The sequence below is a fragment of the Homoserinibacter sp. GY 40078 genome (assembly GCF_008017545.1).
Lineage (GTDB): Bacteria > Actinomycetota > Actinomycetes > Actinomycetales > Microbacteriaceae > Homoserinibacter.
The window spans coordinates 146,845-161,388 of sequence record NZ_VRTZ01000001.1 but is presented as its reverse complement, the minus strand read 5'-3'; the positions used below and the strand labels follow the sequence as shown (position 1 = coordinate 161,388).

The 14,544-nt window shown below is 70.4% G+C and carries 18 protein-coding genes and 1 tRNA gene; 13 read left to right on the top strand and 6 right to left on the bottom strand.

Features of this window, described 5'->3' with window-relative positions; translation table 11 throughout:
* The first annotated feature begins 77 nt into the window (after nt 1–77).
* Nucleotides 78–1,301 carry a sensor histidine kinase gene (locus FVQ89_RS00780; protein ID WP_147900038.1) on the top strand — a complete coding sequence of 408 codons (1,224 nt, stop codon included), beginning with the start codon at nt 78–80 and terminating at the stop codon, nt 1,299–1,301.
* On the top strand, nt 1,298–1,951 hold the full coding sequence (locus FVQ89_RS00775; protein WP_147900037.1) for a response regulator transcription factor: 654 nt from the start codon (nt 1,298–1,300) through the stop codon (nt 1,949–1,951). The genes FVQ89_RS00780 and FVQ89_RS00775 overlap by 4 nt, the downstream gene beginning before the upstream one ends.
* 81 nt (nt 1,952–2,032) lie before the next feature.
* On the opposite strand, the gene FVQ89_RS00770 is transcribed toward FVQ89_RS00775, so the two are convergent.
* Both FVQ89_RS00770 and FVQ89_RS00765 read right to left on the bottom strand, forming a co-directional pair.
* Nucleotides 2,033–2,941, bottom strand: coding sequence for an endonuclease domain-containing protein (locus tag FVQ89_RS00770; protein WP_147900036.1), 909 nt, complete (start codon nt 2,939–2,941; stop codon nt 2,033–2,035).
* Between the two features lie 156 nt (nt 2,942–3,097).
* Nucleotides 3,098–3,745: a LysE/ArgO family amino acid transporter gene (locus tag FVQ89_RS00765; protein WP_255513327.1), complete on the bottom strand. Its 648-nt coding sequence runs from the start codon at nt 3,743–3,745 to the stop codon at nt 3,098–3,100.
* A gap of 71 nt (nt 3,746–3,816) precedes the next feature.
* Here FVQ89_RS00765 and FVQ89_RS00760 point away from each other — a divergent pair, with 71 nt between their 5' ends.
* The 4 genes from FVQ89_RS00760 (at nt 3,817) to nusG (ending at nt 6,188) form a co-directional block, all read left to right on the top strand.
* Nucleotides 3,817–4,713 (top strand): LysR family transcriptional regulator ArgP, encoded by an 897-nt coding sequence (locus FVQ89_RS00760; protein WP_147900035.1) that lies wholly within the window; start codon nt 3,817–3,819, stop codon nt 4,711–4,713.
* A gap of 98 nt (nt 4,714–4,811) precedes the next feature.
* A tRNA-Trp gene (locus FVQ89_RS00755) sits at nt 4,812–4,884 on the top strand.
* Nucleotides 4,885–4,933: 49 nt separating this feature from the next.
* On the top strand, nt 4,934–5,212 hold the full coding sequence (gene secE / locus FVQ89_RS00750; protein WP_147900034.1) for a preprotein translocase subunit SecE: 279 nt from the start codon (nt 4,934–4,936) through the stop codon (nt 5,210–5,212).
* A 34-nt stretch (nt 5,213–5,246) separates the two neighbouring features.
* Nucleotides 5,247–6,188, top strand: coding sequence for a transcription termination/antitermination protein NusG (gene nusG / locus FVQ89_RS00745; protein WP_147900033.1), 942 nt, complete (start codon nt 5,247–5,249; stop codon nt 6,186–6,188).
* Nucleotides 6,189–6,273: 85 nt separating this feature from the next.
* Here the strand turns inward: nusG and FVQ89_RS00740 are convergent, their stop codons facing one another.
* Nucleotides 6,274–6,906 (bottom strand): LysE family translocator, encoded by a 633-nt coding sequence (locus FVQ89_RS00740; protein ID WP_147900032.1) that lies wholly within the window; start codon nt 6,904–6,906, stop codon nt 6,274–6,276.
* A gap of 79 nt (nt 6,907–6,985) precedes the next feature.
* Between FVQ89_RS00740 and FVQ89_RS00735 the strand changes: the two genes are divergently transcribed.
* The 5 genes from FVQ89_RS00735 (at nt 6,986) to FVQ89_RS00715 (ending at nt 10,095) form a co-directional block, all read left to right on the top strand.
* Entirely contained in the window at nt 6,986–7,249 is a 264-nt protein-coding gene (locus tag FVQ89_RS00735) for a hypothetical protein (RefSeq protein ID WP_147900031.1), read from the top strand.
* Nucleotides 7,246–7,629 (top strand): PIN domain-containing protein, encoded by a 384-nt coding sequence (locus tag FVQ89_RS00730; RefSeq protein WP_147900030.1) that lies wholly within the window; start codon nt 7,246–7,248, stop codon nt 7,627–7,629. The genes FVQ89_RS00735 and FVQ89_RS00730 overlap by 4 nt, the downstream gene beginning before the upstream one ends.
* 174 nt (nt 7,630–7,803) lie before the next feature.
* A complete protein-coding gene (gene rplK, locus FVQ89_RS00725) occupies nt 7,804–8,235 on the top strand; it encodes a 50S ribosomal protein L11 (protein ID WP_147900029.1) in 432 nt (143 codons plus the stop codon).
* 2 nt (nt 8,236–8,237) lie between these two features.
* Complete coding sequence (gene rplA, locus FVQ89_RS00720; protein WP_147900028.1) at nt 8,238–8,927, top strand: 50S ribosomal protein L1; 690 nt, start codon at nt 8,238–8,240, stop codon at nt 8,925–8,927.
* Between the two features lie 157 nt (nt 8,928–9,084).
* Nucleotides 9,085–10,095 (top strand): sugar phosphate isomerase/epimerase, encoded by a 1,011-nt coding sequence (locus FVQ89_RS00715; RefSeq protein ID WP_147900027.1) that lies wholly within the window; start codon nt 9,085–9,087, stop codon nt 10,093–10,095.
* A gap of 18 nt (nt 10,096–10,113) precedes the next feature.
* On the opposite strand, the gene FVQ89_RS00710 is transcribed toward FVQ89_RS00715, so the two are convergent.
* Nucleotides 10,114–11,553, bottom strand: a complete 1,440-nt coding sequence (locus FVQ89_RS00710; RefSeq protein WP_147900026.1) for an FAD-binding oxidoreductase — start codon at nt 11,551–11,553, stop codon at nt 10,114–10,116.
* A gap of 47 nt (nt 11,554–11,600) precedes the next feature.
* Here FVQ89_RS00710 and FVQ89_RS00705 point away from each other — a divergent pair, with 47 nt between their 5' ends.
* Nucleotides 11,601–12,128: an N-acetyltransferase gene (locus tag FVQ89_RS00705; protein ID WP_147900025.1), complete on the top strand. Its 528-nt coding sequence runs from the start codon at nt 11,601–11,603 to the stop codon at nt 12,126–12,128.
* A 25-nt stretch (nt 12,129–12,153) separates the two neighbouring features.
* Here the strand turns inward: FVQ89_RS00705 and FVQ89_RS00700 are convergent, their stop codons facing one another.
* The gene (locus tag FVQ89_RS00700; protein ID WP_370454437.1) at nt 12,154–13,119 is read right to left on the bottom strand and encodes an NADP-dependent oxidoreductase; all 966 of its coding nucleotides are present in this window, start codon (nt 13,117–13,119) and stop codon (nt 12,154–12,156) included.
* A gap of 90 nt (nt 13,120–13,209) precedes the next feature.
* Between FVQ89_RS00700 and FVQ89_RS00695 the strand changes: the two genes are divergently transcribed.
* Entirely contained in the window at nt 13,210–13,896 is a 687-nt protein-coding gene (locus FVQ89_RS00695) for a Pr6Pr family membrane protein (protein ID WP_147900024.1), read from the top strand.
* Here FVQ89_RS00695 and FVQ89_RS00690 read toward each other — a convergent pair.
* On the bottom strand, nt 13,893–14,441 hold the full coding sequence (locus FVQ89_RS00690) for a YqaJ viral recombinase family protein (RefSeq protein WP_255513497.1): 549 nt from the start codon (nt 14,439–14,441) through the stop codon (nt 13,893–13,895). The two genes, FVQ89_RS00695 and FVQ89_RS00690, sit on opposite strands and share 4 nt — an antisense overlap.
* Nucleotides 14,442–14,544: the final 103 nt, after the last annotated feature.

Here is a 14,544-nt window from a genome sequence, read left to right as displayed (position 1 = left end):
GGGGTGAACCCCTGATCGTCCCCTGATCCGGGGGATGGGGGCCTTCGCGCCGGCGCCGCCCGTGCTTGGATCGTCGCATGACCGCGACCCACGCTCGCCCCCCGCTCCTGCGGCCGCGCGACGTCGTGCTCGCGGGGGTGGCGGCTGCGCTCGCGAACCATCTGCGGATCCCGCTTCCGCTCATCCGCGCCGTGCTGGCGGGCGGCACGGTCGTCGCGATCCTGCTGGGGCTCGCGCAAGCCCTCCGGCTGTCGGGCCCGAACGGGGCGTTCGCGTGGTCGGCGTTCGCGCTCCTCTACCTCTTTCTCTGGGCGCTCGTGCCGCGGCAACCGGCCACGCCTGACGCCCCCGCCACCCGGACCGTTCCGGTGGCCGTCGTGCTCCTCGGGGGTGCGACGCTCCTCATCGGCCTTCTGCCGGTCACGTGGGGCTTCGGCACCCCGCTCCCGTTTGGCGCGGTCGAAGCTGCGGTGCTCGCCTCGGGTGCGGTCGTGTGGGGAGCGGCGGCGGATGTCCGCGATCCGCGGTGGGCGTCGTCCGTGCCGGTCGTGCGCGCGGTTGCGGCCGGCTTGCTGCTGCTCCTCGCGGTCATCTTGATGGGTGCCGCATTCATCGCCGGGCGGCCGCCGGTTGCGGTCTTCGCGGTCGTGCTCGCCCTGCTCGGCGGCGCTGCCCTCGTGGTGCCCTTGGTCGCGACCCGGTGGGCGGCCCGCAGTGCCGAACGCGCCGCGCATGCCCGCGACGAGCAACGCGCAGAGATCGCGGCGCACCTGCACGACTCGGTGCTGCAGACGCTCGCGATCATCCAGAACCGCGCGGGGGCCGGATCCGAGGTCGCCCGCATCGCGAGAGCGCAGGAGCGTGAGCTGCGCGACTGGCTCTTCGCAGGCACGGATCCGTTCGGCGCCGACCTTGCGACCGAGCTGCGCACGTTCGCGCGTGAGCTGGAGCTCGAGCACGCGGCGCGAATCGAGGTGGTCACCGTGGGCGACGTCGGGGCGATCGAGTCGGCGGCGCTCGCGGGGGCCGCGCGCGAGGCGCTCGTGAACGCGGCCCGGCACGCCGGGGGAGACGTCACGGTGTACGCGGAGGCGACGCCCGAGCAGGTGGAGGTGTTCGTGCGCGACCGCGGCGAGGGGTTCGAGGTCGATGCCGTGCCGGCGGGGCGCCTGGGCATCCGCGAGTCGATCCGGGGGCGGATGACGCGCGCCGGTGGGTCCGCGGTGGTCTCCTCGGGGTCGGACGGTACCGAGGTGCAGTTGCGGCTCCCGCGGCCGGTCGTGGGGGGCGGTGCGTCGTGATCCGGGTGCTCATCGTCGACGACCACTCGATCTTCCGCACCGGTCTTCGCACCGATCTCGGTGGCGAGCTCGATGTCGTGGGTGAGGCGGGCGATGTGGACGCCGCGGTCGCGGCGATCGCCGAGCTGCGCCCCGAGGTGGTGCTGCTCGATGTGCACTTGCCGGGCGGAGGCGGCGGCGGGGGTGCGGAGGTCGTTCGGCGATCGGCTGCGCTGTTGGGCGAGGTGAGGTTCCTGGCTCTGTCGGTGTCGGACTCCGCCGAGGACGTCGTGGGGGTCATCCGCGCGGGTGCTCGCGGGTACATCACCAAGGCGAGCTCGGGGGCCGATGTCGCGGCCGCGGTCGCTACGGTCGCCGCGGGAGATGCCGTCTTCTCGCCCCGTCTCGCCGGGTTCGTCCTCGACGCCTTCGGGACCGCCGCGGGTGCGCCCGCGGTTGCTGTGGCGGATGACGAGCTCGATCGGCTCTCGGCGCGCGAGCAGGAGGTGATGCGCTTGATTGCCCGCGGCTACGCGTACAAGGAGGTCGCGTCGCACCTCTATATCTCGATCAAGACAGTCGAGACCCACGTCTCGGCGGTGCTCCGGAAGCTGCAGCTCTCGTCTCGCCACGAGCTGACCGCGTGGGCGCTGGAGCGCCGCCTCCTCTGACCCGGTCGAGGGCTCCGCCCTCTCCCAGGAGGGGTCGCAAACCGCTCGAATCGCGGCGTGTCTCGCGCACTTTGCGTCCCCTCATCGCGAGGTGCGGGCGCGCGGCCCGAGGATGCGACGCGCCCTCGCCACGAGCAGCTCCGGCTCACGGAGGTCGTCCGCGTTGACGAACGCGATCCTCCATCCGAGGGACTCCAGCTCGGCGACCCGCGTCATGTCATCCCGCCACTGGTGCGCATCGCGGTGATGGTCGCCCTGGTACTCGAAGCCGACCATCTCCACCGGGAACGCGATGTCGATCCGCCGACCGCGAGATCCGGGCACGGCGACCTTCAGGTTCGTCCGGAAGCCGCGGACCCCCGCGCGGACGAACAGCAACCGTAGCTCTGTCTCGGCGGGGCTTTCGGATCCCGGGTCCAGCAGGGAGAACGCCTCGTGCAAGAGCGCCCGTGTGCGCGGGGCGGGATGCCGTTCCAATACGGCACGAAGACGCGCGGCGCTGCTGATGCCATTCGACCTCCCGACGAGGTGGTCACCGGCAATGACGAGTTCATCGAGCGTGAGCTGCGCACCGCTCTCGCACCATGAGCGCTCCGGGGAGCTGATCCGCAACCCCTCGTGCGGGATCACCTCGCCGGCTGCGGGGACCACGACGAACTTGTGTCCGGCAACGCCGCGTGATCGCGGTCCGCGGCGGGGGTTGGGCACGGCTACGTGCAGGGTCGGGTCGTCGCGGATGCGCATCGGCAGGGGAAGGTCGTGCAGAAGTGCCGCGGTGACGGCGCAGAAGAATTCGTCGTCGGCCATCCGGGTCGCATAACTCTGGCATCGCTCGAGCAGCGTGAGTGCGGGAAACCGTTCGCGCACGCCGTGGAAGGGACGCGCGAGGTCGCCGCCGCGGAGTCGACCGTATCCGACGCCGTCCGCTTGGGCTGCGGAGGTGGTGAACGAGCGGTCGAGCGAATCGGGGAGGGGCGTGGGGTTCCGCATGCGTCGACGCTCGCGCGTTCGCGATCCGCGCGAGGCGGGCTCCGGCCGACCCGTGGATGAATCCCGACAGTCCGCCCCTGTGGCCGACTCGACGCGCCCTCGGGAGGGGACGCAAAGTGCGCGAGACACGCCGCGATTCGAGCGGTTTGCGACCCCTCAGGGGGAAAGAGGGGGGAGGAGGGGGAGGAGGACGAGGGCGGCGAGGGTGAGCATCACCGCGCCGATCAGGGTGTCGAGGATGCGCCATGCGCGGGGGCGCGCGAAGACCGGGGCGAGAGCGCGGGCGCCGAAGCCGAGCAGCGTGAACCAGATCCCGCTCGCGAGCACCATTCCCGCGCCGAACAGCCAGCGCGCATCGCCGTGGCTGTTGGCGAGCGATCCGAGGATCGCGATGTCGAGATACACGTGCGGGTTGAGCCACGTGACGGCGAGCGTGGTCCCCACCGCCGCCGCGAGGGTGCGCCCCGATCCGCCACCGTCGCCCGTCACCACGAGCGACTGCCCCTGCGGGGCGAACGCGCGCCGCAGCGCCATGCTCCCGTACACGGTGAGGAACAGCGCCCCGCCGATCCGCACCGCTGGCAGCACCCACGGCACCTGCTCGATCACCGCCCCCGTCCCGGCGATCGCGGCCCCGATGAGCACGGCGTCCGACAGCGCGCAGATCGCGACGATCACGAGCACGTGCTCGCGCCGGATGCCCTGGCGCAGCACGAACACGTTCTGCGCCCCGATGGCGACGATCATCGAGAAGCCGATGCCGAGCCCGGCGAGGGCCGCGGCGAGGGCGGCGGATGCGGTCACACTTCGACGCTAAGCACACCGCACGCATCAATCCAGCTCAACATTCTTATGAACCATTAGCATCACTTCAGATGAATCTGGATCGCGACCAGCTCGCCACCCTGCGCGCCGTCATCGACGCGGGCACCTTCGACGCTGCGGCCAGCGCCCTCGGCATCACCCCCTCGGCGGTGAGCCAGCGCATCAAGGCGCTCGAGCGCCGGATCGGCCGCGTCCTCGTGGCGCGCAGCAAGCCCGTCGTCGCGACGGAGGCGGGGGAGGTGCTCGTGCGCCTCGCACGCGAGACCGCGCTGCTTGAGCAGGATGCGTCGGCCGAGCTCCGCCTCGACGATCACGCCACCGCCTTCGCCACGGTCCCTCTCGCGGTCAACGCCGACTCCCTCGCCGACTGGTTCCTCCCCGCCGTGGCTCCCGTGCTCGTCGAGCGCCGGATCGTCGTCGACATCCACCGGGAGGACCAGGACCGCACCGCCCGCCTCCTCGCCTCCGGGCGGGTGATGGCGGCCGTGACCTCGCAGCGGGAGCCGGTCGCCGGCTGCATCTCCACCCCGCTCGGGTCGATGGTCTATCGCGCCGCGGCGACCCCCGAGTTCGTCCGGCGCTGGTTTCCCGACGGGGCGGATGCCGCATCCCTCGCGCTGGCACCGCTCGTCGACTTCGATCACGATGACGAACTGCAGACCCGCTTCCTGCGCACCGCGTCGCGGCGCGCGCTCGACCCGCCCCGGCACTTCATCTCAGGATCGGGCGACTTCCTCCAGGCGATCAGTCTCGGGCTGGGGTGGGGGATGCTCCTCACCTCGCAGTTGGATCGAGCGGCGCCCGGCAGCTTCGTCGAGCTCGATCCTCACGGCCCCGGGGTGTCGGTTCCGCTGTACTGGCAGCAGTGGGATCTGCGTTCGCCGCTGCTCGACGCGGTGGCGGATGCCGTGATCTCGACCGCTCGCGTCGCCCTCGGCGGCCGCTGACAGCGCGGCAGCACGGATGCCGTACACTTGACCGGGTTGCCTGCTCAGCCAAGCTTCGTCATGCCCGCAGGGCGGCGGAGGTGGTAGGCAGGCGACATAGGGCGGTGGCTCAATTGGTAGAGCAGCGGTCTCCAAAACCGCAGGTTGCAGGTTCGAGTCCTGTCCGCCCTGCAAGTCCGGCGCACGCCGTGCGCAGGATCGCAGGCCGAAAGGGTTGAGAGTGGCACGCAAGGTGATCGACGAGCCCAGCGAGGAAATCGTCGCCGATGCCAAGCGCGAGCGCGCGGAGCGACGGAATCCGTTCTCTCGCATCGCTCTCTTCATCCGCCAGGTCATCGCCGAGCTGAGGAAGGTCGTCACGCCGACCCGCCGTGAGCTGTTCAGCTTCACCGGCGTCGTGCTCGTGTTCGTGCTCATCATGATGGGCCTCGTCTACGGTCTCGACTTCCTGTTCGGCCTCCTCGTGAGCTGGGCGTTCGGCGACGGAAGCATCCGTTAGCCGAGCGGCCGCCCCGACAAGGAAAGAAATCACTGTGAGCAACGAAGAGCGCGACATCGATCTCGCGACGGCCGCCGAGCAGTCCTCGGAAGACGACGAGGCCCAGGAGGGCAACGTCCTCGCCGACGAGGAGCAGGCGGTCGAGTCCGCCGAGCACCGTGCGGTGCACCTGGTCGACGACGACGACGTCGAGGGGGGTCTGCAGGACGCCCTCGACGCGTTGGAGGCGGCTGCCGATCCGGAGGCCGATGCGGTCGTCGACGAGGCGCTCGAGGTCGACTCCGCGGATGAGGCCGATGCCGCTGCGGAAGCGACGACGGATGAGGAGGGCGACGACGAGGACGAGGAGTCCGAGGTCGACCCGTATGAGGAGTTCCGGATGGAGCTCCGCATTAAGCCGGGCAAGTGGTACGTCATCCACTCGTACGCCGGGTTCGAGAAGCGCGTGAAGCAGAACATCGAGTCCCGCCGCACCTCGATGGCCATGGAGGACTACGTCTTCGAGGTCCAGGTGCCCATGGAGGACGTCGTCGAGATCAAGAACGGCCAGCGCAAGCTCGTGAACCGTGTGCGCATCCCGGGCTACGTGCTCGTGCGCATGGATCTGAACGAGGACTCGTGGTCGGTCGTGCGTCACACGCCGGGTGTCACGGGCTTCGTCGGCAACTCGCACAACCCGACGCCGCTCCGCTTCGAGGAGGCCTTCAACATGCTGAAGAGCCTCGTGCAGGTCGTGGAGGCCCCGGCGAAGGGTCAGGCCGCGAGCAAGGGCGGCAAGGCTGCCCCGCGCGTCATCCCGGCCGAGATCGACTTCGAGGTCGGCGAGACCATCACGATCAAGGAGGGCTCGTTCGCGGGCCTTCCCGGCACGATCTCCGAGATCAAGCCGGAGTCGGGCAAGCTCACCGTGCTCGTCTCGCTCTTCGAGCGCGAGACGCCGGTCGAGCTCAGCTTCGATCAGGTCACCAAGCTCTGACGTCGCGCGGTTCCGCCGCGCATACGAAGGCCGGGCCCGCGGGTCCGGCCTTCGGCGTCTCCGGTGGGCTGTCGCGTGTCGCGGTCTAGTGCTTGTTGCCGGTGGCCAGCAGCACGCCGCCGAGGCCGATCATCATGACTCCGCCGGTGGCGCGCAGCCGTGCGATGCGGCCGGGGGAGGTCGCGAACCAGGCGCGTGCGCTTCCGGCGGCGAGCGCCCAGCACGAGTCGCAGATGAGGGCGAGCACCACGAACACGATGCCCAGCTCCGCGAGCTGAAGCGGGATGGCGCCTGCCGAGTAGTCGACGAACTGAGGCAGCACGGCCACGAAGAAGGCGATCGTCTTCGGGTTGGTGACCCCGACGACGAAGCCTTCGCCGAGCAGTCGCCAGGCGCTCCGGGGGCGACCGGCGTCCTGTTCGACGACCTCCTTGCGGTGCCGGATCGCCTGCACGCCGAGGTAGACGAGGTAGGCGGCGCCCACGATCTTGATGGCGGTGAAGATCACCACCGACTGGGCGACGAGCGCGCCGACACCGAGGGCGACGAGCGTCAGGAGCGGCAGCATCCCGAGTGCGTTCCCGACGACGCTGAGGACGCCGGCGATCCGGCCGTAGGCGATCGAGCGCCCGATCACGAAGAGGATGCTCGGCCCCGGCATGAGGATCAGCAGGATGGCCGCGATCGTGAACGCGCCGAGGGATGCTGCCGGGACCATGAGCAGATCGTAGTGCGCCCGTCCGATGCTGCAGCCGCCGCAAGGTGTACCACCTGTCTCACAGTGGTACACTCGCCGCATGCCCACGCAGCGACCTCGCTACCAGATCACCGAGACGGACGAGGTGGCGCACGCGTTGGAGGCGGCCGAGCGGCGGTGGCCAGGGGAGCCGAGATCGCGCCTCATCGTGCGTCTCGTGACCTGGAACGGCGACGAGGTCGCCGAGGTGAACGATGCGGATGCCGAACGTCGACGCGACGCGGTCCGGTTGCTCGCCGGCTCGTTCCGCGGCCTCTTCCCCGAGGGCCATCGCCAGGGGCTCCGCGACGAGTGGCCGGCGTGATCGTCCTCGACGCCAGCGTGATGATCGCGCTGCTCGACGGCGCGGATGCGCACGCTGCCGCCGCCCGGGAGTTCTTCGCCTCGCACGCGTCCACGCGGCTGACAGCCCATCGACTGACGGTCGCCGAGACCCTGGTTCAGGCCGCCCGCGCCGACCGCGGGCAGGAGGTTGCGACGGCGCTGACGTCGATGGGGGTCGAGCACCTCGACACCCTCGACGACCCGCTCGCCCTCGCCGAGGTGCGCGCGGCATCCGGGCTCCGCATGCCGGACTGCTGCGTGCTGCTCTCAGCGGTGCGCGAGCGCGCTTCGCTCGCGACGTTCGACGACCGTCTCGCCGAGGCCGCGCTCGCGGTCGGCGTGCCCGTCGTGCGTGTCTGACGGCGCGCCCCGCGCGCCCCGCGCCCCTCCTGGCCCGCCCTCGCGCCCGGGCGCGCTTTCGCGTATCATGTTCAGGTTGCCCTGGCGTCTTCGTGCGCCCGCGACCGTCCACCGCATCCGGCCGGATGGCGGGAGAGTGAGGCGAGAGCCTCGTTCGACAGAGAGAAAGAGAACATGGCACCGAAGAAGAAGGTGACCGGCCTGATCAAGCTCCAGATCAACGCCGGCGCCGCCAACCCGGCCCCGCCCATCGGCCCGGCCCTGGGTCAGCACGGCGTGAACATCATGGAGTTCTGCAAGGCGTACAACGCCGCGACCGAGAACCAGCGCGGCAACGTCATCCCGGTCGAGATCACCGTGTACGAGGACCGCTCGTTCACGTTCATCCTGAAGACCCCGCCCGCCGCCGAGCTCATCAAGAAGGCTGCCGGCGTGCAGAAGGGCTCCGCCACCCCGCACACGGTCAAGGTCGCGAAGATCACCCGCGAGCAGGTCCGCGCCATCGCTGAGCAGAAGCAGTCCGACCTCAACGCGAACGACATCGACGCTGCGGAGAAGATCATCGCCGGCACCGCCCGGTCGATGGGGATCACGGTGGAGGCGTAATCATGGCTCAGAAGTCCAAGGCATACCGCGCCGCCGTCGAGAAGATCGGCACCGACAAGTTCTACGGTCCCGACGAGGCTGTCGCCGTCGTCAAGGAGACCGGCTCGAAGAAGTTCGACTCCACCGTCGAGGTCGCGCTGAAGCTCGGCGTCGACCCGCGCAAGGCGGACCAGATGGTGCGCGGCACCGTCATCCTCCCGCACGGCACCGGTAAGACGGCGCGCGTGCTCGTCTTCGCGACCGGCCCCGCCGCCGAGGCGGCCATCGCCGCGGGCGCGGACGAGGTCGGCGGCGCCGAGCTCATCGAGAAGGTCGCGGGCGGCTACACCGACTTCGACTCGGCCGTCTCGACCCCGGAGCTCATGGGCCAGGTGGGTCGCCTCGGTAAGGTCCTCGGACCCCGCGGCCTCATGCCGAACCCCAAGACCGGCACCGTGACGCCGGATGTGGCGAAGGCCGTGTCCGACATCAAGGGCGGCAAGATCGAGTTCCGCGTCGACAAGCACGCCAACGTGCACTTCGTCATCGGCAAGGCCGGCTTCAGCGCCGACCAGCTGCGCGAGAACTTCACCGCCGCGCTCGACGAGATCCAGCGTGCGAAGCCGTCCAGCTCGAAGGGCCGCTACATCCAGAAGGGGTCGCTCTCGACCACCTTCGGCCCGGGCGTCCCGCTCGACGTCTCGGCGCTCTAACAACATTCGCAGCGGCATCCGCTGCACCCGAAGGGCCGGTCGCTCCTGTGCGACCGGCCCTTCGTCGTTCCCGGCCTCGCACGAGGTCGCGCTCCTTTCATCGGATGAATAGGCTCGAGTCGACGCCGACGAGCCCGCGATCGAAGGAGATCCCCGCATGAGCACCCACCCCGTCACCCTCTTCACCGGTCAGTGGGCAGACCTCACGCTCGACGAGGTCGCGGGTCACGCGGCGTCGTGGGGGTATGACGGACTGGAGATCGCCTGCTCCGGAGAGCACCTCGACGTGAAGCGCATCGTGGAGGACGACGCGTACCTCGCCGAGCGCCGCGCGATCCTCGATCGGCACGGACTCCAGGTGTGGGCGATCTCGCACCACCTCGCCGGGCAGGCCGTCTGCGACGACCCCATCGACTTCCGGCACCAGGCGATCCTCTCGAGCCGGGTGTGGGGTGACGGTGATGCCGAAGGTGTGCGGCAGCGCGCCGCGGAGGAGCTGAAGCTCACCGCGCGTGCGGCCAGGCGACTCGGCGTCGACACGGTCGTCGGGTTCACGGGATCGAAGATCTGGCCGTACGTGGCGATGTTCCCGCCCGTGCCGGCCCCCGTGATCGACGACGGGTACCAGGACTTCGCGGACCGGTGGAACCCGATCCTCGACGTGTTCGACGGCGAGGGCGTACGGTTCGCGCACGAGGTGCACCCGTCCGAGATCGCCTACGACTACTGGTCGAGTGTGCGCTCGCTGGAGGTGATCGAGCATCGGGAGGCGTTCGGGTTCAACTGGGACCCGAGCCACATGATGTGGCAGAACATCGACCCGGTCGCCTTCATCACCGACTTCGCGGATCGGATCTATCACGTCGACTGCAAGGACACCCGCCTGCGGCGCCCGAACGGCCGGTACGGGGTGCTCGGCTCGCACCTGCCGTGGGGTGATCCGCGGCGTGGGTGGGATTTCGTCTCGACCGGTCACGGGGACGTGCCGTGGGAGGACTCGTTCCGTGCGTTGCGTTCGATCGGCTACGAGGGTCCGATCTCGGTCGAGTGGGAAGACGCCGGCATGGACCGCCTGCACGGTGCCGCCGAGGCGGTGGGGTTCGTCCGCTCCCTGCTCTGGGCCACCCCGGAAGCGTCCTTCGACGCCGCCTTCAGCAACCAGTCGTGAGGTAGCCCGCAGCCGGGGTCAGGAGTCGAAGCCCAGCCCCAGCGCGTCGAGGGTGCGCAGCAGGGCGTTGCGACGGCCCTCGCGGTGGTCGGCGCGATCCAGGGACCATCGCGTCGCTTGAATGCCGATCGATGCCGCCGGCTCGGGCGGGAACGGCACGGGGCGGCGGCGCACCATCTCGAGTTCGGTGCGCTCGGTCGGGTGCCCGTCGAGAAGGTCGAGCATGGTGTCCGCCGCGAAGCGGGTCGCCCCGACGCCGAGCCCGGTGTAGCCCGCGGCGTACGCGAGCCGGCCGCCGCGGGCCGTGCCGAAGAAGGCGCAGAACCGCGTGCTCGTGTCGATCGCGCCCGCCCAGCGGTGGGTGAAGCGCAGGCCCTCGAGCTGCGGGTAGAGCGTCAGGAAGTGCGAGGCGAGCCGCGCGAAGCTCTCCGGGCGGTCCTCGTGGTGGGCGCGCACGCGTCCGCCGTAGTGGTAGACGGCGTCGTAGCCGCCGAACAGGATGCGGTCGTCGGCGGTGCGCCGCGAGTAGTGGAACTGGTTGGCGAGGTCGCCGATCCCCTGGCGCCGCTCCCATCCGATCGAGCGCAGCTGGGTCGCGTCGAGCGGCTCGGTCATGAGCACGTAGTCGTAGACCGGCACCGTGAGGAGCCGGGTGCGCTTCAGAAGCGAGGGGAAGACGCTCGTGCCGAGGGCCACCCGTGCGGCCTGCACGCGGCCCCGATCCGTGGCGATCTCGAGGCTGCTCGCACCGCCCGCTTCGATCCGGCGCACGGGCGATTCCTCGAAGATCTCCACTCCGAGCTCCGCCGCGGCGCGGGCGAGCTCGCGTGCGAGTCGGCCCGGGTGGACCAACGCGACGTCGCGGGTGCGCCACGTGGCGCCGAGGTAGCTCGGCGAGTGAATCTCGGCCTGGGTCTCGGCCGCATCGAGACGGACGACCGTGCCGTCGCCGACTCCGGGAGGATCGCCCTCCAGCCACGCGAGCTGGTGCGGCTCGAGGGCGACGTCGAGCTCGCCCGTGCGCTCCCACTCCACATCGAGCCCGAGCGAGCGGATCGTCTCCTCGATGCCGTCCAGGTTCTCGCGCCCCAGCCGCTCGAGCGTGGCGTACTCCTCGGGCCAGCGTCGGCGGCCGTTCTCTTCGCCGTGCGTGATGCTGGCATCGACGAAGCCGCCGTTGCGGGTGGACTGCGCCCATCCGATCCGCTTCGCCTCGATGAGGACGACCCGCCGACCAGGGTCGCGCTGCTTCGCCCGAAGCGCCGTCCACAAACCCGTGAAGCCGCCGCCTACCACCGCGAGGTCGGCCGTGTACGAGCCCTCCAGCTGCGGATGCGTGGGCCTCGGCCCCAGCTCGTCGTTCCAGAACACCGACTGCCGGGCTCCGGCGAGAGATCGCTCGACGGCTGCGCCGTCCGGAGGGTAGCGCTCGAAGACGGTCTCGTTGTGCGGGCTCATCACCGCCATTCAAGTCGCCCCCGGTACCCCGGCGCTAGGGTGATCCGGTGTCGACCGTACGTGACGCCCTCCCCGCGGATGTCGCGGCCCTCGCCCGCCTCGCGGCGGTCACCTTCCCCCTCGCGTGCCCCCCGCACACGACGGACGAGTCGAAGGCCGCATTCATCGCGACCCACTTGAGCGAGACCTCCTTCGCCGGTTACGTTGCCGATCCCGCGCGAGACGTGCTCGTCGCCGACCAGGACGGCGAACTCGCCGGATACGTGATGCTCGTCGCGGGCGACCCGGCGGATGCCGACGTGGCAGCCGCCGTGCGCATCCGCCCGACCGTCGAGCTCAGCAAGTGCTACGTGCATCCGGACAGCCACGGCGGGGGCGTCGCGAGCGAGCTGATGGGGGCCGCCCTCGAGCGCGCATCCGCTCGCTCCGCCTCCGGGATCTGGCTGGGCGTCAATCAGCTGAACGCGCGCGCCCAGCGCTTCTACGGCAAGCACGGCTTCACCCGGGTCGGGGTGAAGCGCTTCCTCGTGGGCGAGAGCTACGAGGACGACTTCGTGTACGAGCGAGCGCTGTAGAACGTCCGGGATCCGTCGGGGGCGATCAGCCCTCGGCGACCGTCAGCACGATCTTGCCGCGGGTGCGTCCCGTCTCGATGAGCCGGTGCGCCTCGGGCGCCTCGGCGAGCGGCAAGACGGTGTCGACGTACACACGCACATCGCGCGACTCGATCAGGCGCGTCACGATCGCGAGCGTCGCGGCGTCAGGTGCCACCCGGAACCCGGTCGCGCGTGCGCCGAGCTCGGCGGCCTCCGCGGCCATCGTCGGGAACGAGCCGGTCGGCCCGTTCACATAGATGCCCCCCGGCCGCACCAGCCTCAGCGACCGCGAACCGGTCTCGGCGCTCGTGTTGCCGATCAAGTCGATCACCGCGTCGACCTCCCCGACCGCGTCCTCGAAGGGGCCTGCGGTGTAGTCGACGACCTCGGCGGCCCCGAGCTCGTGCAGGAAGTCCGTGTTGCGGGCGGATGCGGTCGCCACCACGTGCGCCCCGAAGTACGCCGCGAGCTGCACCGCGAAGTGTCCCACGCCGCCCGCGCCGGCGTGGATCAGCATCCGCTGCCCCTCATGCGCCTTCGCCGTCTCGACGACCATGCCCCACGCGGTGAGGGCCGCGAGCGGCACGCCGGCGGCCTCCACGTGCGACAGCGACGGCGGTTTCTTCGCCACGCTGAGCGCCGTGACGGTGAGGTACTCGGCGTACGCGCCGCTCATCCGCGGCACCATGCCCATCCCGTAGACCTCGGTCCCGGGTTGCAGCGGATGCGACTCGTAGGGCGCCTCGACCACGATCCCGGAGAAGTCGTTGCCGAGCACGACCGGGGTGTGCTCCACTCCCGACCACGCCCCGCGGCCCGCCCGCGTTTTCGCGTCGATCGGGTTGACCCCCGCCGCGACCACCTTCACGAGCAGCTCCGCGTTCACCCGGACCGGCGTCTCCACCTCCGTCAGGGCGAGGACCTCGGGTCCGCCCGGCTCCGTGAAGGTCACGGCCCGCATCGTCGTCATTTCACCGGCCTTTCCGCCTCGGGATTCATTCAACGGGCGACATGAGTCACGGGTGTTACGCCCGTGTCACCGTGCTGATAACTTCACGGGATGCGCGCGCTGTTCGTCTGGGTGCGCACGGGGGGAGCTCTCGCGGCAGCCGTTGCCGTGATCGCTCAGCTCGTGCACGCGATCGAGTACTGGACCGAGACGGGCGTGCGCGACCTCTCCGTCTCGATCACCAACTACTTCTCGTACTTCACGGTGCAGTCGAACATCGCGGCCTCCGTCGTGCTCGCGGTCGGTGCCATCCGCCTCGCACGGGCGACGCCCGAGTACGTCGACTCCCGTGCGTTCGCCGTCGCGCGCGTCTGCGTCACGAGCTACATCCTCACCACCGGCATCGTCTACAACGTGCTGCTGCGCCCGCTCGACACGGCGCATCCGGTCACCCTGCGATGGGCCGACGAGATCATGCATGTCGTGGTGCCGCTCATCCTGTTGGCCGACATCGTGCTCGCCCCGGGTCGAAGGCGGGTCGGATGGTCGGCGGTCGGCATCGTGATCGTCTATCCGATCGCGTGGGCGGTCTACACCCTCGTGCGTGCGCCCTTCACCTACAGCGACGCGCAGCATCGCAACGGGTGGTATCCGTATCCGTTCCTCGACCCGACCACGGGAACGGGGTCGCTCGTCTCGGTGCTGACCTACATCGTCGCGATCGCGGCCCTCATCGTGCTGGTCTCGGTGGCGGTGCTCTCGCTCATCCGTCGCCATTCGGCCGGGCGCGCGGGCTAGCGGCGCATCGCCGCCAGCAGCTGGTCGGCGAGGTGCACGAGACGGTGGATCTCGTTGTCGTCGCGATCCACCCAGCGGGTCTCGGGCACGCCGCTCACCGGCACGAAGTCGTCGTGCTGCTCCCAGACGACGAGCGTGCGCTCGGCCCCCAGCACGTACTGCTGCCACCAGATCTGCCGGAGGTAGTGCCGTGGAATCGATCGCCACGCGCTGCGGGTGGTCTTGATCTCGCACAACTCGAGGACCCCGTCGCGTTCGCGGAGGCCGTCGGGTGTGGCGAGGTGCTCGCGCACGCCGTCCGCGTGGAAGAGCGCGGTGTTCCCGCGCATCCCCGCGTGGTGCCGAGCCACCCAACGCCCGATCTCGGGCTCGCGCTCGCGGCCGTGGCGGGTGAACGCGTTTCCGCTGAAGCCGGTGCCGAGCAGCTTCTCGATCGCGACCTGTCGCACGGCCTTCTCGCCCGTCAGTCGGGCGACATCCGTCGCGGTGACCCCGCGGGCGCGCGCCCGCATCCAGGCGACCCGGTCGGTGCCGTCCGTCACCATGCGCTGCGCGTACGGCACCGGTGCCGGATCGAACAGCGCGAGGGTGGGTTGCACCGGGCCATCGTCGCACGGACCTGCGACCCGGAGGCGGTCCCGCGCCGCG